The sequence below is a fragment of the Endozoicomonas sp. SESOKO1 genome (assembly GCF_024606265.1).
Taxonomy (GTDB): Bacteria; Pseudomonadota; Gammaproteobacteria; order Pseudomonadales; family Endozoicomonadaceae; genus Endozoicomonas.
Genome location: NZ_JAHHPP010000154.1, coordinates 21,650 through 43,999 on the forward strand (window position 1 = coordinate 21,650; position 22,350 = coordinate 43,999).

The 22,350-nt window shown below is 49.5% G+C and carries 15 protein-coding genes; 10 read left to right on the forward strand and 5 right to left on the reverse strand.

Translation table 11 applies throughout. From position 1 onward, the window contains the following. Positions 1 to 33 precede the first annotated feature (33 nt). Positions 34 to 1,605 (reverse strand): maltose ABC transporter permease MalF, encoded by a 1,572-nt coding sequence (gene malF, locus KDK13_RS07485; RefSeq protein ID WP_257284349.1) that lies wholly within the window; start codon positions 1,603 to 1,605, stop codon positions 34 to 36. 35 nt (positions 1,606 to 1,640) lie between these two features. Beyond that, positions 1,641 to 2,858, reverse strand: a complete 1,218-nt coding sequence (malE, locus tag KDK13_RS07490; RefSeq protein ID WP_257284350.1) for a maltose/maltodextrin ABC transporter substrate-binding protein MalE — start codon at positions 2,856 to 2,858, stop codon at positions 1,641 to 1,643. A 542-nt stretch (positions 2,859 to 3,400) separates the two neighbouring features. Here malE and KDK13_RS07495 point away from each other — a divergent pair. The 5 genes from KDK13_RS07495 (at position 3,401) to KDK13_RS07515 (ending at position 10,914) form a co-directional block, all read left to right on the forward strand. Beyond that, positions 3,401 to 5,902, forward strand: a complete 2,502-nt coding sequence (locus KDK13_RS07495) for a glycogen/starch/alpha-glucan phosphorylase (protein ID WP_257284351.1) — start codon at positions 3,401 to 3,403, stop codon at positions 5,900 to 5,902. A gap of 27 nt (positions 5,903 to 5,929) precedes the next feature. Further along, a complete protein-coding gene (glgB, locus tag KDK13_RS07500; protein WP_257284352.1) occupies positions 5,930 to 8,137 on the forward strand; it encodes a 1,4-alpha-glucan branching protein GlgB in 2,208 nt (735 codons plus the stop codon). Positions 8,138 to 8,184: 47 nt separating this feature from the next. Continuing rightward, positions 8,185 to 8,934, forward strand: a complete 750-nt coding sequence (locus KDK13_RS07505) for a class I SAM-dependent methyltransferase (RefSeq protein WP_257284353.1) — start codon at positions 8,185 to 8,187, stop codon at positions 8,932 to 8,934. Positions 8,935 to 9,033: 99 nt separating this feature from the next. Next, positions 9,034 to 9,627 carry a Tat proofreading chaperone DmsD gene (gene dmsD, locus KDK13_RS07510; RefSeq protein WP_257284354.1) on the forward strand — a complete coding sequence of 198 codons (594 nt, stop codon included), beginning with the start codon at positions 9,034 to 9,036 and terminating at the stop codon, positions 9,625 to 9,627. Positions 9,628 to 9,957: 330 nt separating this feature from the next. Next, positions 9,958 to 10,914 carry a hypothetical protein gene (locus tag KDK13_RS07515; protein ID WP_257284355.1) on the forward strand — a complete coding sequence of 319 codons (957 nt, stop codon included), beginning with the start codon at positions 9,958 to 9,960 and terminating at the stop codon, positions 10,912 to 10,914. A gap of 110 nt (positions 10,915 to 11,024) precedes the next feature. On the opposite strand, the gene KDK13_RS07520 is transcribed toward KDK13_RS07515, so the two are convergent. Next, positions 11,025 to 14,165 carry an FAD-binding and (Fe-S)-binding domain-containing protein gene (locus tag KDK13_RS07520; protein WP_257284356.1) on the reverse strand — a complete coding sequence of 1,047 codons (3,141 nt, stop codon included), beginning with the start codon at positions 14,163 to 14,165 and terminating at the stop codon, positions 11,025 to 11,027. Between the two features lie 688 nt (positions 14,166 to 14,853). On the opposite strand from KDK13_RS07520, the gene KDK13_RS07525 reads away from it, so the two are divergent. From KDK13_RS07525 to vapC, 4 genes are all read left to right on the forward strand, one after another. Further along, positions 14,854 to 15,501 (forward strand): hypothetical protein, encoded by a 648-nt coding sequence (locus KDK13_RS07525; protein WP_257284357.1) that lies wholly within the window; start codon positions 14,854 to 14,856, stop codon positions 15,499 to 15,501. An 83-nt stretch (positions 15,502 to 15,584) separates the two neighbouring features. Continuing rightward, entirely contained in the window at positions 15,585 to 17,201 is a 1,617-nt protein-coding gene (locus KDK13_RS07530) for a VRR-NUC domain-containing protein (protein WP_257284358.1), read from the forward strand. A gap of 113 nt (positions 17,202 to 17,314) precedes the next feature. Then, complete coding sequence (locus tag KDK13_RS07535) at positions 17,315 to 17,554, forward strand: antitoxin (RefSeq protein WP_257284359.1); 240 nt, start codon at positions 17,315 to 17,317, stop codon at positions 17,552 to 17,554. Further along, positions 17,554 to 17,967 carry a tRNA(fMet)-specific endonuclease VapC gene (gene vapC, locus KDK13_RS07540; RefSeq protein WP_257284360.1) on the forward strand — a complete coding sequence of 138 codons (414 nt, stop codon included), beginning with the start codon at positions 17,554 to 17,556 and terminating at the stop codon, positions 17,965 to 17,967. The genes KDK13_RS07535 and vapC overlap by 1 nt, the downstream gene beginning before the upstream one ends. 118 nt (positions 17,968 to 18,085) lie before the next feature. On the opposite strand, the gene ettA is transcribed toward vapC, so the two are convergent. Then, entirely contained in the window at positions 18,086 to 19,753 is a 1,668-nt protein-coding gene (ettA, locus tag KDK13_RS07545; protein WP_257284361.1) for an energy-dependent translational throttle protein EttA, read from the reverse strand. A gap of 240 nt (positions 19,754 to 19,993) precedes the next feature. Between ettA and KDK13_RS07550 the strand changes: the two genes are divergently transcribed. Further along, complete coding sequence (locus KDK13_RS07550; protein ID WP_257284362.1) at positions 19,994 to 21,373, forward strand: SET domain-containing protein-lysine N-methyltransferase; 1,380 nt, start codon at positions 19,994 to 19,996, stop codon at positions 21,371 to 21,373. A gap of 7 nt (positions 21,374 to 21,380) precedes the next feature. Here KDK13_RS07550 and KDK13_RS07555 read toward each other — a convergent pair. Then, a partial coding sequence (locus tag KDK13_RS07555) for an SET domain-containing protein (RefSeq protein ID WP_257284363.1) occupies positions 21,381 to 22,350 on the reverse strand: 970 nt, incomplete at its 5' end.

Consider the following 22,350-nt stretch of genomic DNA (forward strand, 5'->3'; position numbering starts at 1 on the left):
GTTACGAAAGACTTTTAAAAACAAGCTTCCCGACTACTGCAATTGTCGTGTTGCTTTCAGGTTTACCCAGGCAATAAAGCCCACCATCAGAAAGATTGCGGTGGCAATTGCCGAGGCCAGACCGTAATCCTGGCCATAGGAGCCAAAGGCAATACGGAAGGTGTAACTCACCAGAATATCAGTAGCTCCGGCCGGGGTAGTGGCGTGGAGCATATCCGGGGCACCATCGGTTAACAGGGCAATCAGAACCAGGTTATTAAAGTTAAAGGCAAAGCTGGCAATCAGCAGTGGAATCAACGGTTTGATGATCATTGGAATGGTAATGTGGAAAAGATTCTGGGCCGGTGACGCGCCATCAATGGCCGAAGCTTCATAGAGATCATCCGGAATACTTTTCAACAGTCCGATACAGAGGATCATCATGTAGGGGTAGCCCAGCCAGGTGTTGACAATGATGACCATGGATTTGGCCAGCAGTTCATTACTGAACCATTCCGGTTTAATACCGAAGAGCATATCCAGCAGAAGGTTGATTTCACCGAAATTCTGGTTGAACAGTCCCCTGAAAATCAGGATGGAAATAAATGCCGGTACTGCGTAAGGCAGGATCAACAGCAGCCGGTAAACACCATTACCCTTAAGCGGTTCCCACTGTACCAGGCAGGCCATTAACAGGCCGATGACCAGGGTAAAAGTGACAGAAAGCGCGGCAAAAATGACCGTCCAGGTAAAAATCTTCAGGAAAGGCCCCTGGATACCTGGATCAGTGAAGACCCGGACAAAGTTATCCCAGCCCGTATAAATGGTGAAACCGGGACCAATCTGCTCTGTACCATCTTCATTCGTGTAATATCCCGTCTCCATATCAGGGTAGATGGTCTGTCCGGTGCGGTTATCGATCAGGGCAGCGTTTTGTTCCGGATATTGCCGGTCAGCGTGGTCATCTGGACGATAAACCCTGGCAATAGCGCCGAACTTTCTCAGACTGGTCATGGCCAGCTCGGTGCCATCGGGCAGCACAATATCCAGCTTCTGGAGGACTGAACGTTTTTTGATGACTTTCCGGATAGGGAGCACTGCTCCGGTGGGAAGATGGCTGGACACAAAGGCTTTCAGTTCCTGTGGTTCATTACGTTCGGTAAATGGCTCCGTCAGGTAGTGCTCGTCACCGGCTGCTGCACCGATCAGCACCAGCCGTAAGCCAGGGCCTTCCTGATACAGCTTGAAAGCAAACGATTCGCCGCCGGTGCGGAAGGTTTTTGCCAGGTGTATAGTCCTGACCCGCTCAAGGGAAAGCAGGTGGTTGGAACTGTAGTTGGTAAAGGCGACATTAACCGTGTAAATCAGGGGGAAGACAATAAAGGTGCTTACTCCCAGAAGGCTGGGGTAAATATAGCGATAGTTGTACCCTTTTCTACTGATAAAAACCCATGAACCTGCCGCTGCAAGAACCAGCACGAGCATGGCAAAAGCCAGCTCTCCCTGGGCATACATCAAGGTCACACCGTATAAAAGTACCAGATCGATAACGGCGACAATGGCGATCACCAGGTAGGCACCGCTACTTCTGGTAGCTCTTGATGTGCTCATGGCTGATGTGCTCATGGCGTGCTGGCCTCTTTTTTACCAACAGGAAACGGTTAGCCGATGATGCGTTTTGCCGCGTCGTTCAGTGCTTCACGATAGTTTTGTCGGCCGCTGGTGATATTGCGCAGAGCGGTCTCCATGGCAGACCAGAATTTACCCATTTCCGGAACATTGGGCATAATCAGGCCCTGTTCAACATTCTGGTAAGTGGCTGCAATACGAGGGTCTTTCATCAGTTTTTCCATCATCGCCTTATTGGCTACAGCACCCAGAGGGACGTTGTTGTTCATGATCGTCAACCCTTTTTCGGTGAGCAGGTAGTTCTCCAGAAACTCCTGGGCAATGGACTTGTTGGGGCTGGCATTGTTCAGTGCCGCCCCCCATACGCCAACAAATGCCCTGGCCGGTTTGCCATGAAGTTTGGGCAGAGGTGCAACACCATAGTTGATTTTACTCTTATCCAGATTCGCCCAGGCCCAGGGGCCGGTAATCATCATGGCAACTTTCTGCTGGTTGAAATTAGCCTCCATTACGCCGTAGTCAACGCCACGGGGCATCACACCTTTATCGATCAGGTCGACCAGCATTTTGGCACCTTCCATTGCGCCTTTATCGTTTACGCCGGTTTTCTTGACGTCATAGCCTTTGGCCGTTTTCAGAAAAACATAACCACCATCTGCTGCCAGCAGTGGCATGGTGAAATAGGGTTGATCCTGGTCCCACATAATAGTGATGATGCCTGTTTCATTGTTCTTGTTGGGGACTGGCTGTTGTTCCAGCTTTTTGGCCAGTGGAAACATCTCTTCAAAGGTAGCCGGCGGTGTTGGCAGGATCGTTTTGTTGTAAATCAGGCTGATGGCTTCGAGAGAAATGGGGTAGCCATAAATTTTGCCATCGCTGGTCATGGCTTCCCAGCCAATGTTGTTGACGCCTTTCCTGAATTCTGGTGATGGGCTGACAGGAGCCAGTAAACCACTCTTTGCCCATTCACCGTATCGGTCATGAGCCCAGAAAACAATGTCAGGTCCACTGCCGGAGGCTGCAGCCTGTTGAAAGCGATCAGTAATATTTTCCGGTATTTCGACTTTAACTTTTATCTCCATGTCTTTGGTGAACTGGGTACCTACCTGGCGAATACCCTCATAGGCTTTGTCACCACCCACCCAGATTAACAGTTCGTCGGAACTGAAGGCCCGGGCGTTGGCGGTGACAATCAGTGATAGTGATGCCAGGATGACAAGAAAGGTTTTTTTCATCAGCGAAGGGATCATTTCTGATTTCTCCGGGTAAACCAGACTGCTTGGATGCTGCTGGTTATTCGGGTAAAGGAAGTAGTTAACAGGTTGGAAGAACCCTGATTGATTGCTAAAGAACCGGTCAGGTTTTAGCCGGATGAATGAACCGAGTACTGACTAATAATAATCGCTGAGTTTGAGTATGCCAGTAAGAATATCCAATACCTTGATTCAGGTGATATTTGGGTTATTAACAGTCTGCTTTTAATATTATTTTCCCTGTGTATGGTTTTTCAAATCGGCAGTTGACGTTTAGTTTATACGAGTCAGTTATTTGTTGTCGTTTATATTGCCTGAATCGATATAACTCTAAAAAAAAATGACAAAAATGTACCTAATCAGAGTCAGGCAACTATAACTTATTGATGGTTTTTCATGATTTCCAATGGAGCAAGGGACAGCTTTGTTCCCTGCCCCGATTCATATTCTTTAGTTACTTCTCTCAAGCTGTTTTCTGTGGCGACTTCTCTCAATAAATCAATCTGAAAAGCTTGAGCTGGCAAAAGAGAGTGTTTGATATGAATAGGATAAATGTAGATATGGGTTCAGTTGGTAATATGGATGCGGTTCAGATTGAACAGGAAATTCGACGTCATCTTGAGCAGTCTCTCGGGGTTGAACCCGAAGAAGCGACCCCCGGAGATTACTGGGAAGCCTTAAGCCTTCTTGCCAGGGATATCAATCTGGACCATACAGGGAAAACCCGCAGGGATGAAAAAGACAATGAAGCCCGAAGGGTTTATTACCTGTCACTTGAGTTCATGGTGGGGCGCTTGCTGGGGAATAACCTTCACAATCTCGGGATCTATCATCAGGCTGAGAAAGCCATGGCCAGTTTTGGCGTCAGCCTTTCGGACGTTCTTGAATACGAAACGGATCCTGCGCTGGGTAACGGCGGGCTTGGACGGCTGGCCGCCTGTTTTCTCGACTCACTGACCACTCTGAACGTTCCCGCTTTTGGTTATGGCATTAATTACCGCTTCGGTCTGTTCAAGCAGGGCTTTGTTGGCGGTAAACAGGTTGAGAGTCCGGATGCCTGGCGGGAAGACACCTTTCCGTGGGGGATTGAGAAACCCAAAAGAAAGCAGGCTGTGCGTTTATACGGCAAGGTCCGGGAGGTTGATGGCAATAAGCTCTGGGAGGATACCCAGGAAGTAGTGGGTGTCCCCTGGGATTTGCCAATAACCGGCTATAACACTGAGCGTGTTAACACCCTGCGCCTCTGGGAGGGCAGGGCAACAGAAGGGTTTGACCTGGACAGTTTTGATGCCGGTCGTTATCAGGATTCCAGGTTCCGGGAAATCCTCGCCGAAAATATCAGTCAGGTGCTCTATCCAAATGACAGTCATCCTGAAGGTAAGGAGTTGCGTTTTATTCAGCAGTATTTCTTTGTTGCCTGCTCGCTGGCTGATCTCATTGCACGTTACAAACGTGAGCATGAGGGCTGGGAAGAATTTACCAGTAAAGTCGTCATCCAGTTAAATGATACGCATCCGGCAATTGCCGTGCCTGAGCTGTTGCGGATCCTGATGGATGAGGAGGATTTTGTCTTTACCAAGGCTTTGGAAGTATGCCGCAGCGTTTTCTGTTACACCAACCATACATTACTGCCTGAAGCCCTGGAAACCTGGCCACAGGGGTTGGTGGCAAGGGTTTTGCCCAGGCATATGCAATTGATCCATCAACTCAATTACCACTTCCTGCATAAAGAGGTAGAAGCGCAGTGGCCAGATGACGATCAGATGAAGCATCGTCTGTCCATTATTGAAGAGCCGGCAAACCCTGCGGAACCACAGATGGTACGTATGGCATACTTGTCGGTGATTGGCAGTCATAAAGTCAATGGTGTTGCCGCTCTGCACACCATGCTGGTGAAGGCAAAGCTTTTCCCTGAATTTGACCAGCTCTGGCCCGGGAAAATTGTTAATATTACCAACGGCGTAACTCCCAGGCGCTGGCTGGCTTACTGTAACCCGGAACTTGCAGGGTTGATTGATCGGACCTTGTCTCAGAGCAGAGGGTCTCAAAATAGAGGGTCTGAAAATAAAGCGCAAGGTGACTGGCGCAGCAATCTTTCACAATTAAGCGAGTTAAAGGCCTGGGCCGATGATCCCGGTTTCCAGGAAAAGTTTGCGCAAATCAAACTGGATAATAAGAAGCACCTGGCCGCTGTTATTGATGAGCTGTGCGGTGTAAAAGTCAGTCCGGATGCCATCTTTGATGTACAAATCAAGCGGCTGCATGAGTACAAGCGGCAACAACTCAATCTGTTGCATATTATGGCGATTTACCGTCGTCTGCTCGAAGATCCGGATCTGGATGTGCCGCCTCGGGTGTTTATTTTTGCAGCAAAAGCGGCGCCGGGTTACCTGGTGGCCAAAAACATTATTTACGCTATTAACCGTGTGGCAGAACGGGTCAATAATGACCGCCGCATTCGCAATAAGTTGAAGGTGGTTTTTCTTCCCAATTATCGCGTGAGTCTGGCTGAGAAAATCATTCCGGCGGCCAATGTGTCGGAGCAGATATCAACCGCCGGCTTTGAGGCATCAGGTACAGGGAATATGAAATTTGCCCTGAACGGCGCGTTGACCATAGGAACCATGGATGGCGCCAATGTCGAAATTGCCGAAGAGGTGGGCGAGGACAATATCTTTATTTTCGGGAATACGGTGGATGAAGTCAGTGATCTGCGTCAACGGGGATATAACCCCCGGGACGTCTATCAGTACAATGAAGAACTGAAAGCGGTGATTGACTGGCTGGCATCAGGAGACCTCAGCCCTGACGAACCGAATGCCTTCCGGCCGCTGGTGGAGTCCCTGCTGGATTCTGACTACTTCCTGACACTGGCTGACTACCAGTCTTACAGTGATGCCCATGACCGGATCGTGCAAGCCTGGAAAAATCCATCCCACTGGTGGCGCATGGCGATCATTAATACCGCCTCCGTGGGCAAATTTTCATCGGATCGATCCATTGTCGATTATTGTAAAACTATCTGGAATATTCCGGAATAGTGATGCCTGGCACACAGGGAGCTGATTATGGCTGGTGTTCTTGAAGACATCCGGGTGGATTCCGACAGCCTGGATACCGTGCTTGATGACCTGCTGAATACTTGCTGTGCAAGACCCTTTGATTTGCTCGGTTGGCATCCCGCCATGACCGGTAGAGGACTGGTAATCAGGATATGGCGGCCAGATGCCATGGATGTGGATATCATTGATGAGGTTACCGGGAACAGCCTGGGCTCTGCCAGCCATATTGCACCGGGGCTATTTGAGCTGAAATTTCCGGATATCTCACAGCCCCGGGCATATCACCTTCTGGTCACCAATGCCCAGCATCACCAGTTCAGGGCGAACGACCCTTATCAATTCTCAAACCTTTGTCGCACAGAACCGTTCATCCGCCACTACTGGCTGCACCATGTACTGGGTGCCCACCTCCATTGTGTTACGCTTTCAGGCCATAGCTGGCAAGGCGTCATGTTCCGCCTTTACGCTCCCCATGCCCGAAGTGTCAGTGTGATTGGTTCATTTAATCACTGGGATGGTCGGCTTCACCCAATGGCCAGCAGTAACAGTGGTATATGGCGGTTGTTTATTCCGGAAGTGAAAGAGGGCGATCTCTATAAATTCGAGCTGAAAGATCAGAATGGACAGCTTCTGCCCCATAAAGCGGACCCTTTTTCCTTTTATGCCCAGCAGGCACCGGGGAATGCATCCATTGTCTATGACTCCGGAAAATATCAATGGCAGAGTAAGAAATGGCATCAGCACCAGGGGTTAGATCGACCGGTCAGTATTTATGAGGTACATCTGGGTTCCTGGAAAAAAGCAAAGAATGGGCAGCTGCTGAATTACACGGAACTGGCTGAACAACTGGTGCCTTATGTGCAAGGGATGGGGTTTACTCATGTTGAATTTCTTCCTCTTCATGAGCACCCTTTTACTGGCTCCTGGGGCTATCAGCCGGTGGGTTTATTTGCGCCAACCAGTCGTTACGGTGATCCGGATGAGCTGAAAGCATTAATAGACCGGCTTCACGATGCTGGTATCGGGGTTATTCTTGATTGGGTACCTGCACACTTTCCCTCTGACAGTCACGGCCTGGCAGACTTTGATGGCACTCATCTTTATGAATATGCAGACCCCCGAAGGGGATGGCACCCGGACTGGCAGACCCTTATTTATGACTACGGCCGCCCGGAGGTCAGAAACTTTCTGATCAGTAATGCGTTGTTCTGGTTTGAACAGTTCCATGTGGATGGTCTGCGGGTGGATGCTGTCGCTTCAATGCTCTATCTCGATTACTCAAGGGGAGAAGGAGAATGGCAGCCCAATGTCCTGGGGGGTAATGAGCACCTTGAGGCAGTCCAGTTTATCAAGGAGCTGAACGAAGCCGTATACCAGAACTATCCCGGTGCCATGATGATTGCTGAAGAGTCTACCAGCTGGCCGGGAGTCTCCATGCCAACTTACGACAACGGGCTGGGCTTTGGTTACAAGTGGAATATGGGGTGGATGCATGACACCCTGAATTACCTGGCCCGCTATCCGGAGCACCGCCGCTATCACCATGATCAGATCTTATTCAGCATGGTGTACAACTACAGTGAACACTTTATTTTACCCCTTTCCCATGATGAGGTCGTCCATGGCAAAGGCACACTGCTTGGCCGAATGCCCGGAGATGAGTGGCAGCAATTTGCCAACCTCCGTGCTTTGTACGGTTATATGTTTGGGCATCCTGGTAAAAAATTGTTGTTTATGGGAGCGGAGCTGGGCTCGCACCGTGAATGGAATCACGATGGTCAGCTGGACTGGTTTTTGCCGGAGGAAAATCAATATTCCCGTGGATTAACGACTATGGTCAAGCATTTGAATGCCACTTATCAGTCTTTACCGGCTTTATGGCATTCCGATTATGACCCAACGGGTTTTCAGTGGCTGATCACGGATGATGAGCTGCAGTCAGTCATCGCATTCAGCCGACACACATTCAGTGACTCACCGGTGGTGGTCATTTGTAATTTTACACCCGTGGTCAGGCAGCATTACCGGCTGGGAGTTCCCGGGGCAGGGACATGGAAAGAGGTGTTCAATTCCGACAGCCGTGAGTTTTCCGGCAGTGATGTTGTCAATGAACTGCCCCTGGTTACAGAGCCTTTGCCAATGCATCATCAGCGGCATTCATTAGTGATGACGCTACCGCCATTAGCCACTGTGTTTTTACACCTGACCGAATAATCCATTGCCCTGGATTTGGTCAGATTGTTTATTAAGGATTCGCGAACATGAGTCATTTTTTCACGCCGGATGACTATGCCATTGCGGTGGCTGAGTCACCTGTTGGCAAATACATTTACACCCCTTATGTAAAAAGTGCGTTCATGACGCACCCGATCAATTCTGTGCTGGATTTGCGCTGCAGCGAAGGTTACTTTTCCCGCCTTGCCCTGGCGGCCGGGGCTGAGTCGGTGGTGGGTGTGGATCAGTGTCCGGCCTTGCTGGATCGGGCGATGCAGTTGAATGAGTCTGCCGCCCCCGGTATTGAGTTTATACAGGGAGATCCAACGTCATTGCGACTGGATCGATCATTCCCTGCGGTGCTGGCCTTCTGGCTGACCTGCCGCATGGCCAGCCTGAGTCACCTGAAAGAGCTGGCAGAAACCCTCGCGTATCATACGTCACCGGGCGGTTATAGTTATCTGCTGGCCATGGATTCCGGGCGTCATGCCCGAGTTCAGGAAAACCCTCTGGCCCCGGATGATTGCTATGGAAAAAAAGTGGACTCTGTGGAAAAACTGCAGGATGGTGACCCGTTTGAGCTGGCCATTCAAGTTGGTGAAACCGCGGTTCATTTTACCGACTACTGCTGGTCTACCGACAGGATTGTTCAGTGCCTGAAAGAGGCCGGATTTGCCAGCGTGAATGTGCTTTATCCAACCGTGTCCGAAGAAGGACTTAAGGTGAAGGGTAGCGATTACTGGGCAGCGTATCAGGCAGATCCGTTTGTCGTGGCAATTGAGGCGTTCAGGGAGTGAGCCTTCCCCGGGACAGTTTTTCGGTATTAATCCATATACTCAGGAAAACCGCCCACCTCTATAGTGATCTCCGTACGTTTGATTTCAGGAAGTGCCGAGTTGTCTGCTGTTGCTGTTCTTCCCAGAATGCTGGGAACCCTGTTTTATTATTCTCCAACCTCCGAAGAAGCCAGTAGCGTTATTTCCGAACTGGCTGAGCTGCCCGCTCTGCTGGACTGGCAGAAGCCTTCTCTCATAGAGGAAGCCACTGCGCGTCTGTGTTCTGCGGATATAGCAGAATTGCCTTATCAATTTTCCCTGCTGTTTGAAGGTCAGGGAGCCATGCCCGCTCCCCCCTGGGGATCTGTGTATATGGACAGGGAAAATCTGTTGCTGGGTGAAACGGCGCAGGCTTATCGCCAGTTTCTGCGAACAAATGAGGTGGTACTGGATACCGATTTGAATGAACCGGAAGATCAATTTGGTCTGATGATTCTGGCCATGGCTTACTTTATGGAAACAGAGAATGACGATGCGGTGGTGGAACTGCTCGGCACTCATCTGCTGCCATGGTCTGGTCGTTACCTGGAACTGGTGGCTGAGGCGGATCAGAGCGGCTTTTACCGCGCGTTGGCGGTGGTGGCAGAAGCGTTTCTGAAAGAAGTCGCTGACGCTTATGAAGTGACAGTTGAGATTCGTCAGCTGTACCGATAAGCTCTTTATATTGTTGACCAGTTTCTTACCCCCTCTATAAGTAAAGAATCTTATATGGTGGATTTTCTTCAGCATCAGGGGCATATATCAGGGACAACTATGCCAATAAAACCGACCGGCGGGACAAGTCAAAAGCCTGTTTCCATAACGCAGCCCGATGACTCCTCTGAAAAAAAAGAGTCCTCGTTTTTTGCCACAGGGGTATTCAGGCATTGGCGTACACTTGGGAAAACGATTGAAAAAAAACTGAAGAAGGTAAGAGGAATACCACAAGTACCAACCGCTCGGGAAAATATCAAACGTGTTCCTGGGACCGGGGAGAGTTCCCCAATGGTTATTACAAAAATTCACGACCTTCGTAAAGGAAAAATGGCTTGTAAGGATTTTGTATCCTGGCTGAAAAAGGATCTGGTCGGGGTTATCCAGGAGCTTGAACTGTATAATCAGCTGCATGGCTTGCAGGAAAAACTTACTCTTTTACGCTCTGAGGAGGATAAAGGGCGGCAAAAAAAAATCATGGAATCGATATCGCCACTGATTGAAAAGGTTGTTCAACATCAAGGTGATCTCATCAAAGGTGATCTCATCAGGCCTGAGAGCCGGTATCTGATTGAACAGTTCGATGGTAGTTCGGGGAATGGGGCTGATGCGACTAGCGTCGTTTTGGCCTCTCTGAAAGATGATATTGAACATCTCGGTTCGAGAATCGCAGAAGCTGGAAGAGTACCCATCTTAAATAAAGAACTCACCCGTGATTTGCAACTTGATTACTATTACTCAAACTGTTTTTTTTTCGCTGAGGATATTCAATTACTCAAGCCGTTAAATTCCGTGGATAACGTTATCTTTCACCTGAAAGGGGTTATTATCAGGCCCTTCGTTAAGGAAAGCCTCAAGCATAAATCGCCCGTCAATACGCTTGCCCAATTAAATCCAGCTGCGGTCAGGGAGGCAGAGGAGGCCAGAATGCAGTGGGTTCTGGATCAGGGCAGTTCTGCAATAAAACACACCCGGAAGATTCTGGGTCGACCTCAATCCCTCCGGCAAGATCTGGAATATCTGGTCAGTATCCCTGCCCCGGTGGCAGGGAGTGAAAAACAGTGGAGAAGAATAACCCGTGATGTTGAGGCTTTTCTTCAGGATGAACGGAAAAAAAGGCATATGGTAGAAACCAGTGCCTTTGTGATGAAGGTCCATAAACGGTTGAAAGCGTTAAGTCTGCCAGGACAGCATAAGTTAACGTCGTGGCCATCACTTTATACTGACTACATTTCACAGGGCTATTGAAAACGATCAGTTTGACTGGACAGAAAATTTAAGGACTCTCTGTCCATAGTCTGCAGAAAAATTTAACCCTACCTTGCTTAGGCCATTTGCCCCAAGCAGTGAGATATCAACTATGCTTTTTGCTTCATCAACTGCAGCAGAGCCTGAACCGGGTGTGGAATCTTGCCATCACCATAACGCTTCACCTGGCTGCGGCAGGAATAGCCGGTAGCCACCAGCCTGCCACTGTATTCAGGGTTCTGTACAACGTCCTTCCAGCTCATGTCGTAGAGTTTTCTGGAGATTTCCTGGTTACGGGTCTCATGGCCATAGATGCCGGCCATCCCACAGCAGCCGGTGGCTTTATAGGTGAGTTTAAGGCCCAGGTCACTGTATAACTGCTGCCACTGGGCAGGAGCTGCCGGGACATTGGAAGTCTCGGTGCAGTGGCCCAGTAATACAAATTCGTCAGCAGCGTCGCTGGAAAGATTTAATTGCAATTGACGCAGGGTTTCTGACTGCCTGGCGAACCATTCGGATAGTAACAGCACTTCAGGGGAGCCGCCAGCCATAGGGGAGCCGTCAGCCATAGGGGAGCCGTCAGCTATAAGAAAGTCTTTGCCCATCACTTCGTGGTATTCATCCCGATAGGTCAGGGTAACCGCAGCATCAATCCCCACCAGGCTGATGCCACTGTCGGCCAGTGCTTTGAGCTCCTTACCATTGGTTCTGGCGACTTTTTCAAACCGGCCCAGGAAACCATAGACGTGGAGCACCTTGCCATTGGGTCGGTAAGGGGCAATCAAAGGGCGGTAGCCCAGACGAATCAGCAGTTCAACCAGGTCGGTCAGCAGGGGTGTTTCAAAGAAGCTGGTAAAGGCATCCTGGATAATGATAACGGTTTTATCCCGTTCACTGTCGGGGATGGCATCCAGCAATGTCCGATTGGCAATGGCTGCACCAGCACGACAGCAGTCGTTAATTGGTGATGAGCTGGTAATGGCCGGGATATCCTGCAGGCCAATGGTTTTTCCGGCAAGGGTATTGGCCACTGACCAGCCCATGACCAGATTGTAAGCGGGTTTGATTTTGGCGAGTATGGGCAGCATTGACTCCAGTAAACCGGCCACATGGTGTTTGACCGGTCTTGGGTAGCGGCCGTGGTAAAGTTCGAAGAAACGGGAACGCAGGTCGGGCACATTCACCTGGATCGGGCATTGCCCGGCACAGGATTTGCAGCTCATGCAGTTATCCAGGGCCCCGTATACCTGATGGCTGAAGTCCTCTTCTCCCCGCCATTTGTTCACCAGGTTAATCAGCTTTTGGCCACCGTTATAGAGTGGACCCGCCTGACGGATCTTATGGCTTTCGCCAGCGATGTCGGCGCCAGCGGCGGTTTGTAATCGCAGCCATTCCCGCACCAGGCCGGAGCGGCCTTTTGGTGACTGAATCCGGTCATAGGTGGCTTTCCAGGTGGGGCACATGGCGCTGTTGGGATTGTAATTAAAACAGGCACCGTTGCCGTTACAGTAAAGGCTGCTGGTGAATGCGGCAAAGGCATTGCGCTCAATTTCCCGGTCCTGCTGGCCACGGGTGGGCACTTCATCAATCTTCAGCAGCTGAACCGGTTCGGTGGCGGGGGTGGCAATCTTGCCGGGGTTTAACTGGTTGTAAGGATCAAATACGCCTTTAATCTCCTGCAGCACCGGGTAGAGATCGGCAAAGAAATCCGGTGCGTATTCCGAACGGACCCCTTTACCATGTTCGCCCCAGAGCACACCACCATGGCTTTTGGCCAGGGCAGCCACATCATCGCTGATTAACCGAACCAGTTTTTCCTGTTCCGGGTCTTTCATATCAATGGCCGGGCGAACATGGAGAACGCCGGCATCCACGTGCCCGAACATGCCATAGGAAAGGTGGTGACTGTCCAGTAGTGCCCGAAATGCTTTAATAAATTCGGCGAGATTTTCCGGAGGAACAGCAACATCCTCGACAAAAGGTATTGGTCTTGCGTCGCCTTTCATATTGCCGAGCAGGCCAACCGCCTGCTTGCGCATATTCCAGATATTTTTAACATTGCCAGTGCCCATCACCACGCTGTGGCCGGCACGGCAGATACTGACCGGTTCTTCCAGCACGGCTTTCAGGCGATCAATACCCTGCTGAATCTCCGCTTCATCGTCACCGGTAAACTCGACAAAATTGATGCCGTCAATATCAGCGCTCGCCTGTTCTGACGAACCCGGTGGAAAAAAGTCTTTGACGCTTTCCCAGACACTGTCGGCCTTTGCCAGCCCGAGTACACGTGAGTCGATGGTTTCAATGGAACCCGGCCGGACAGACATCAGTGTTTGAGCATCCTGCAGCGAGTCCTGAAAACTTTGGTAGAAAACCAGCACCAGGGCAGACTGTTTCGGGATAGGCAGCAGGTTAACTTTAATCTCACTGATGATGGCCAGGGTTCCTTCAGAACCACAGAGAATGGCATTCAGGTCATGCTGGTTGTCTTTATTGACAATATTGGCCAGGTCATAGCCGGTGAGGTTTCTGTTCAGGTGTGGGAATACTTGCGACACCCGTTGTTGATGTTCGCGGTGGGTCTTTTTCAGGGTGCTGTAAATCTCACCAATACGGTCTGGTCGCTGACACAGTTGCTCAAGTTGATCATTATCAACGGGAGAGGAGTTCCATACTGTGCCATCGGCCAGTACTGAGGTCAGTTCAAGCACATGGTGCCGGGTTTTGCCATACACCACAGAACCCTGACCGCTGGCATCGGTATTCACCATGCCACCCACGGTGGCCCGGTTGCTGGTGGAGAGTTCCGGGGCAAAGAACAGGCCTTCTTTCGCTGCCAGCTCGTTCAGGTAGTCTTTGACCACACCCGACTGAACCCTGGCCCAGCGCTCTTTGCTGTTGATCTCCAGAACCTGGTTCATATATCGGCTGGTGTCCACCATAAAGCCTGACGTGAGGGACTGACCATTGGTGCCGGTGCCACCGCCACGGGGAGATACCACGATTTGGTGAAACTCCGGCTTATTGGCAAGGGTGAGAATTTTGCTGATGTCTTCTGTTGAGCGAGGGTAGAATACCCCCTCCGGAAGTACCTGGTAGATCGAATTGTCCGTTGCCAGAACGGTCCGGTGAGCATAACCCAGCTCAATATCCCCGATAAAGCCAGCTGAGGCCAGTTCACTGGCAAAGTGGCTATATAAGGTATTAGTCGTTTTTTGATCCAGCCTGCTGATCACAGATTTACTCCCCATCAATCCCGTGGGGTATTGTACGTAAAGCAGGGGAGGTAGGGAACAAAAGGTGGCGGGTTTGCGATTCTTGCACCTCCCATGGGAAGCAATGGGAACGAGGATAGGCACTTGACATGACTATTATTAATAGATATGTCAGATTTTTATTTATAATTGGTAGACATAAATATTAAATGAGTTGTTCCGGATAGGAACTTTTAAACGAAAATAGTAGTCTTAAGTTGAAATTCAATAATTAAATAATTCAATGAAACCCCTTGATCACTTGCCCCCATCCTGTCTTGCTTTTTCTGATCTTTACCCCGGCTCAACAGATTTAACAGAACAAACGTATCAAATTAATAGCAGCAAAGAAAAAACGACGTATCACGGCATGCCTGTTCAGAGGCTGGACATTCCTTTTCCTGTTTACCATAGTCAATTTTATATACACCAGGATAACGCTGATCCTGTTAATTTAATTAATAAACATAACATTGCACTGCAGGTACCTGCAGATTCAGCACACTTTTTCGGAACTGATATTCTTGACATATCACATTCAATCCCTGCTGAATATGAGATTTGTAACTCTGGTAATGTAGCTCGTAATGATGCGCCACCATCAATACCAGACATTCCCTTTAGTGGGCAGGTATGCCTGTCGGGGGGCAAACCTGAGACTGGGGAGTCAACATCAGCGGGCCATTTGGATCCAGCAGATCAGTCAACCAATATTCCTGCCCCGTCCACAAACCCACAAGATTTACCACCAGTTACTTCAGTTAATCCGCTAAACCTGAACCAAACTGCAAGTGATAACCCAACAAGCCAGGCAGAAAAAATTGCGGAAGATAACGCTTCAAAAGCTGGGGGCAAGAGGAAACGCCGCCTGAATGTTGCCGCTGCAGAACGCAAAAAGAGGCGCGACAGGGAACGCTATAAGAATAATCCCGTTTACGCAGAGCGCGAAAGGGTGCGCAACAGGGAACGCTACCGGAATGACCCCGTTTACGCTGCGCGCCTGAGGGAGCTGGACAAGAAGCGTCGAAGGATGCGGCGTGAAGATCCCGATTACGCAGAGTGCCTAAAGGAGCTACGTAAAAATCCCGCTTACCCAAAGAGCGAACGCTGCCGGAATAATCCCGCATACACAGAGCGTCACATGCTGTACCAAAGAGAGTGTCGCAAAGATCCCGTTTATCTCGAGCGCGAAAGGGCGCTCCATCGGGAGCGCCAGAGAGAGCGTCGCAAAGATCCCGTTTATGTAGAGCGTGAAAAGCAACGCCGGAAGGAGCGCCAGAACGCCAGAAAGAGCATGCTGGCAGGTATAGGAACAAAAAAAACGCAGCCATGACTAAGCCATAATAAAGCTTTATGCCTGGTTGACATAAATATTGAATGGGTTGTACTTTGCTTTCTGTAAATGGAGAGGCTCCGTTGCAAACGCCGGTTGTATTACCTGAAGATTATTACCTGACCAATTTTCAGCAGCTGCTCAGTTTTGTTGAGCGGCAGTATGCTGATTTGTTGAGTTGCGGTGAAACTGATTTTCTGTGCAGGTTCCGGATGCTGACGGAAGATGCTCAGAAACTCTATGTGCGGCTGGTGGGGCGCAAAGGCCCGATGTTTCGGTCGGATAAACTCAGCTATCCGGAAATTGTATCGATTGAACTGGCAATCAACGAACTGGCCTGTGCTGGTCTTATGCAGGTTAACCCGCTGCTGGATATGGTCGCGTTGTCCGACCTTATGACCAAAAGTGAGTTACTGTGCTGTTTTCCTGACCAGCTTGGCCCTTACCGAAGCGAACGTAAGCAGGCTTTGGTGAACCGGTTGGTGGATAGCGGTAACCCATGCCCTGATCTGCCATTTACCATTCTTCAACCTCTGTACCGGGAAGAACTGAGAACCTTATTGTTCCTGTTCTTTGGTAATCACAGTCAGGATTTGACGGAGTTCGTACTTCAGGACCTGGGGTTGAATCACTTCGAAAGTTACCCGCTGAAATCCCGATTGTTTAACAGTCGTGAGGAGCTGGAGCAGGGGTTGGGCCTGTCACAACTCTGGCAGGAAGTTGCCTGTGAAAATAACAAACTTGACCTCGATGAGTTACAGGCCCTGGCCGCTAAATTACCGCCGTCGCCTGATTTCAGACATCCGACCCTTAAGCGTCGTTATGCCCGTCTGGTGAATGCTATTGCCCGTGATCTGGAACGGCAAGGTGCATGGCGTGATGCAATGGTGAGTTTTCAGCAGTCCTATCTGCCCCCGTCCCGGGAGCGGCGTACCCGCATTTTGGCCAAACTTAACGATACGGCTGGCGCTTTGGCGCTTTGTGAAGAGATACAGGCCTCACCGGCCAGCAGCCTGGAGCTGGCTTTTGCCCATCGGTTTGCCAAAACCCTGAGGGGCGAGAGGTGCAGGCGGCAAACCGCACCGTTTAACGAACGGACTCTTGAGCTGAATGACAATGGCCAGCGGGTGGAATTTCAGGTTCAGGCGCATTTCAAACATCAGGGCTGGCAGGTGTTTTATGTGGAAAATGCCCTGATCAATGGGCTTGCTGGCCTGTGGTTCTGGGATATTATCTTTGCCGACAGGGAGGGGGCGTTCTTCCATCCGTTCCAGAGTGGACCAGCAGACCTGATGACTCCGGATTTTTATCGAAGCTGTAAGGATTCGATTCATCAAAGGCTGGCAGAAATGTCTGAAAGCAATCTTCTGGATACTCTGCTGGCAACCTGTAGCAGGAAGCAGGGCATCAGCAATCGTCTGGTTATCTGGCCAGCACTCAGTCCGGAGCTGATTACCCTGGCCGTATCGTTGATACCGTTAGAACAACTGCGTGCCATGTTTCAACGACTGATGTTTGATATTGCCCACAACCGGACCGGGTTTCCGGATCTGATCCTGTTTGATCCGGAAAATAATCGATACCAGTGGCTGGAGGTTAAGGGACCGGGAGACAGGCTGCAGGAAAACCAGAAATTGTGGTTGGCATTTTTTCAGGAAAACGGGATTCCTGCAGAGGTAGTGTATGTTGGATGGGCATAGTCTTGATTTAACCTGAATAACAAAGCCTCATATCGGAAATATGATTTCTTTTTTACAGCTTTTGGATTGGTGCTATATACTTCATGTATATAGCTTGGAGGGTGGCGGCTGATATGGCTCAAGGTACTGTTTTTGAAAATAATCGGACTCAGGCAGTCCGGTTACCGGCGGAGACCCGTTTTCCCGGTGGTGTTAAAAAGGTCAATGTCAGGGTACGGGGGCAGGACAGGATATTATCTCCGGTGGGTAAGACGTGGGATTCCTTTTTTAATATCAATCCTGATGACGGGGTTACCGATGACTTTATGACTGAAAGGGCTTCACAGGAACAACGGGAGCGGGAGTCACTTTGATGTTGAAATACATGCTGGATACTGACATTTGCATTTATGTGATTAAAAACCGTCCGGCTGTTGTTGGCTCTATATTCAACCGGAACGACGGACTGATTGCCATCAGTGCAATCACCTTGTCAGAGTTGAACCACGGTGTTGAAAAAAGCAGTAACATCAAAAAGAACCGGGATATTGTTGAGGATTTTGTCAGTCGGCTTGAGGTTCTTGATTATTCCCCAAAGGCTTCAGCTCATTACGGTGATATCCGGTCTGACCTTGAGCGTCGCGGGGAGGTGATTGGTGTTAATGACCTGCATATTGCCGCCCATTGCCGAAGCGAAGGTCTGGTACTTGTGACCAATAATACCCGGGAGTTTAAACGGGTGGACGGACTGCGAATTGAGAATTGGGTAGAGGACTCTCATTCCTGAATCAGAATTCAGGTTTGATACCGATAGTTTGTTATTCTGATCTGAAGAAGCTTAACCGGGTAACACCCGATCACCTCGAATTAACTCAGGTGATCGGGTGCATTAGCAGCAGATATAATCAGGCATCAATACGTTTGTACTTGATACGGTGCGGGCCAGCGGCTTCTGCACCCAGGCGGGCCAGGCGGTCGGCTTCATACTCGGTATAGTTACCTTCAAAGAAAGTCACTTTGGAGTCGCCTTCGTAGGCCAGAATATGAGTGGCGACACGGTCCAGGAACCAGCGGTCGTGGGAGATCACCATGGCACAGCCGGGGAATGCCAGCAGTGCTTCTTCCAGGGCTCGCAGGGTCTCAACGTCCAGGTCGTTGGAAGGTTCGTCCAGCAGCAGTACATTACCACCGTCTTTTAATGTGGCCGCCAGCTGGAGACGGCCCCGCTCACCACCGGAGAGTTCACCGACACGCTTCTGCTGATCACCCCCCTTGAAGTTGAAGCGGCCAATATAAGCACGGGACGGCACTTCGTAGCTGTTAATGCGCAGAATGTCCTGGCCGTCAGAAATCGCTTCCCAGACGGTTTTGCTGTCGTCCAGCTCATCACGAAGCTGCTGAACGTTGGAGATCTTGACCGTATCCCCCAGTTCAACGGATCCGGAATCCGGCTGCTCCTGACCGGTGATCATTTTGAACAGGGTAGACTTACCGGCACCGTTACCACCGATAATGCCGACGATGGCACCTTTGGGAATGCTGAAGCTCAGGTCATCAATCAACAGGCGGTCACCGAACCCTTTGGACAGGTTGTTGACTTCAATCACCTTGTCACCCAGGCGCGGACCGGGTGGAATATAGATTTCATTGGTTTCGTTACGGTTCTGGAAGTCCTGGGACTGCATCTCTTCAAAGCGGGCCAGACGGGCTTTGGATTTGGACTGGCGTCCCTTGGCGTTGGAGCGAACCCACTCAAGTTCGTGCTCCATGGCTTTGCGACGGGCATCCTGCTGCTTCTGTTCCTGTTCCAGGCGCTGCTCTTTCTGTTCCAGCCAGGCGCTGTAGTTGCCCTGGTAGGGGATACCTTCACCACGGTCCAGTTCCAGTATCCAGCCGGCGGCATTGTCCAGAAAGTAACGGTCGTGGGTGATGGCAACAACGGTTCCGGGGTATTCAACCAGGAAGCGTTCCAGCCAGGCAACGGATTCAGCATCCAGGTGGTTGGTGGGTTCGTCCAGCAGCAGCATTTCCGGGCTGGAGAGCAGCAGGCGGCAAAGTGCTACACGGCGACGCTCACCACCAGAGAGATGTTCAATTTTCGCATCCCACTCCGGCAGGCGCAGGGCGTCTGCTGCCACTTCCAGTTTGCGCTCCAGGTTGTGGGCATCGGCGGCCTGGATAATATTTTCCAGGCGGGCCTGTTCCGTGGCCAGGGCATCAAAGTCGGCATCCGGATCCGCGTAGGCGGCATAAACTTCGTCCAGACGCTGCTGGGCGGCCTTAACTTCACCCAGTGCCTCTTCCACCACTTCACGGACGGTTTTGGCCGGATCCAGCTCAGGCTCCTGGGGCAGATAGCCAACGTTCAGGTTGGGCTGGGGGCGGGCTTCACCATCAAACTCTTTATCCACACCGGCCATAATGCGCAGAAGGGTGGATTTACCCGCACCATTGAGACCCAGCACACCAATTTTGGCGCCCGGAAAAAAGGAGAGGGAAATATCTTTTAAAATCTGACGTTTCGGGGGAACGATTTTACTCACCCGATTCATGGTATAAACGTACTGTGACATTATATTTACCCGAGACAAATTGACCTGAATAATACAATACAATAAATGTTGGTAAAACTGGTTTTGGGATATTTATCGGGATTTTCAGGAATTCCCGGGTGAATCTTCAAAAGCCAAAAATCAAACAAACGATAATTGCACCTTTTAGTTAGAAGCTGTTGAACTAAAAACTGTTGAACTAAAAGCTGTTCTTACGGTCAAGAATAATGGAGTACTAAAAAACCATGAAGGAAACTAACAATGAAGCCAACTGGATTCGAGTCTGGCCCTATGCCGACGTTATGCCGATTTGACTCAATAGACACCTTTGCTCCCCCGGCAAAAAAGCCACGGTTCCAGCATATTGAACGAGTTACAGAAGCCAATAATTATCTGCCTTCCAGTTGCGATAATTGTCTTGATGACATGCAAACCGTTTTCAATCATTCGATGGATCTATTAAGAGCCCGGAAAACCACGATAGTTCCCGGAGAAGATTATTCAAAATTAATGAAAAGCCTGTCAGCTTTTAAAGAAATGATAACTTCTGAACTTGATCGTTTTGTTCAGTATGAAGGAGGCGCTGTTTTAAATGAACCGGCAGCAAATGCCCCGGCAGCGATGTATACCCCTGACTCTCCTGTTTCAGAAACGGCATCGACTCCAGTACCACTGGACATTAAACCCTCTCCCGGGTGCAGGACATCAACTGAAGGCGTAGTTCACGGTACCGGTGTCATTGCTGACCAGAACTTTGCAGCGAATGAGGATATATGCCTCTACGATGGACCATTGGTGTGCAGAATCCTAAATCAGAATAGTGGGAAATATTATGTTTTCAGGTTAAAGGATGTTGGCAATGATGGCCTTACTGATATCGAATTTCTGGACAGCGATACCTATGTCGCATGGGCGGGTGTTGTTATTGCAAAGGCGGGGCGGCCTGCCATTGAAATTGGCCGTGACTGTGATCATGATATCCGGTTTCTGAATCACTCCAAGGATCCCAATGTAATGATCCGCTTCAGAGGAAAGGATACCATTTCGTGGAGCGACCGGGACAGTCTCCGGTTGACGGTTGTGGCTCTGAAAGATATTAAATCCGGAGAAGAGCTGTTATTCGATTATGATGAGAACAAACCGGATTCTGAAATAGATTTCAGTTTGTCGGCGGTAGAGAGTGTAAACGAAGAGCACAGGGATAAGATAATCAATAGAATTAACGGGCTGGATCGAAAGCAATCAGGTATTGGGCAAAAAAAACCGGCAAGAACAATGCAAAAAGAAGTGGTTCTGCCAAAAATACTTGATGATGAGATTGTTAAGATTATGGAAGAGATTGATAAGATTCACACAAGTACATGTCACCCTGCCAATATTCATCAAATGAAAAAAAGTTTCAGTGATGATCAGAAAAAGCTACTGAATATAATTTTCTCTGGCAATGAATCGATTCTGGAGGATCTGGCCTCATATTTGTCTTCATTAAAAAGCAATACAGCAGAAGACTTATGTCTTGATGAATTGACAGAGGAAAACATTCAAGGTCTTGTAAAATATTTAAAGCGTTCGATTTTTAACGAAAAACAGACCTGGGTTTCAGTTGAAGAGTTAAAGGAGAATTTTGCTTCCTTTAAGTAGAACTCAATTAGCCCTCTAACGTTTTTTGATAAATGTTCCTGATGGCACGACGAATGGCTTGAGCTTTCTTATGCAAGGGTTTTTCTACCGTTGATAGCGTAAAGTCAATCTCTGATTCTGGTAGGCCCGGATCGTAATCGAATAGCAGTTCTTCTCCGGGAGCAATGTCTTTCAGGGCAATGACCCGTAAGAGCAGCTTCTCGCATTCATTGAAAGGCAATCGTCCAACAATGCGGGAAGTGATCTTTACATTGGCATTTTTGGAGTGATTCAGATATCGAATGGGTCCGACAGCATCACGGCCAATCTCAATGCTGGGGAATCCTGAATGCTTGAGAAAGACGTTTGACCAGGCAGCAAAAGTATCTTTCTCCAGAAACCGGGGAACAGGGGTACCTTTGTCCGGGTCCAGTCTGAATACATTGAATTTTTGCTGACGTTTATGCTGCCGACTTCTTACGCGATAGATCAGTGGGCCATGGTAAAGAGCGATGAAATCATTTTTTTTAAACCGCTGTTTCGATACAACGCCGGTGCCGTGGACAACGCCCTCGCTGCTTGCCCGGATCCTTGGTCTGAGTTTGTGGTGATGTCCTGCTGAATTGACAGAAGTAATTGATCTGACGTCCCGGATGATTTGTAAATCCGGGACGTCATGGGGCATAAAATTTTCCCGGAGAGACTCTTCAGTGATTGACCGGTTGAAGCAGTGCTTTTTGGCACCTGGCTCAATGCTGAAAAGATGAAGTGCAGGCGGTTCAACAGGTGGTCCAGTTCTTTTGTCGGAAAATCTGTCGGAAGATTTGTCGGAAAATCTGTGAGAAGAGATGGTTGGCATCATGTCGTGACGTATTTTTTCATAAAGTGGGGTATGTTTGATCGACGAGTTAATTTCTGGTTCAAACTTGTTTGAAAAAAAGTTTTTTATCAGATCTCGCGGAATACTCCGCCCATAGCCTGATTGGGAGCAAAGCGAC

Bases quoted from the DNA above. Each gene is read 5' to 3' on its own strand.
- KDK13_RS07505 (WP_257284353.1), top strand. From the start codon at position 8,185: ATGAGTCATTTTTTCACGCCGGATGACTATGCCATTGCGGTGGCTGAG.
- malF (WP_257284349.1), bottom strand. From the start codon at position 1,605: ATGAGCACATCAGCCATGAGCACATCAAGAGCTACCAGAAGTAGCGGT.
- KDK13_RS07550 (WP_257284362.1), top strand. From the start codon at position 19,994: ATGAAGCCAACTGGATTCGAGTCTGGCCCTATGCCGACGTTATGCCGA.
- malE (WP_257284350.1), bottom strand. From the start codon at position 2,858: ATGATCCCTTCGCTGATGAAAAAAACCTTTCTTGTCATCCTGGCATCA.
- KDK13_RS07535 (WP_257284359.1), top strand. From the start codon at position 17,315: ATGGCTCAAGGTACTGTTTTTGAAAATAATCGGACTCAGGCAGTCCGG.
- ettA (WP_257284361.1), bottom strand. From the start codon at position 19,753: ATGTCACAGTACGTTTATACCATGAATCGGGTGAGTAAAATCGTTCCC.
- glgB (WP_257284352.1), top strand. From the start codon at position 5,930: ATGGCTGGTGTTCTTGAAGACATCCGGGTGGATTCCGACAGCCTGGAT.
- KDK13_RS07520 (WP_257284356.1), bottom strand. From the start codon at position 14,165: ATGGGGAGTAAATCTGTGATCAGCAGGCTGGATCAAAAAACGACTAAT.
- KDK13_RS07515 (WP_257284355.1), top strand. From the start codon at position 9,958: ATGGTTATTACAAAAATTCACGACCTTCGTAAAGGAAAAATGGCTTGT.
- KDK13_RS07495 (WP_257284351.1), top strand. From the start codon at position 3,401: ATGAATAGGATAAATGTAGATATGGGTTCAGTTGGTAATATGGATGCG.
- vapC (WP_257284360.1), top strand. From the start codon at position 17,554: ATGTTGAAATACATGCTGGATACTGACATTTGCATTTATGTGATTAAA.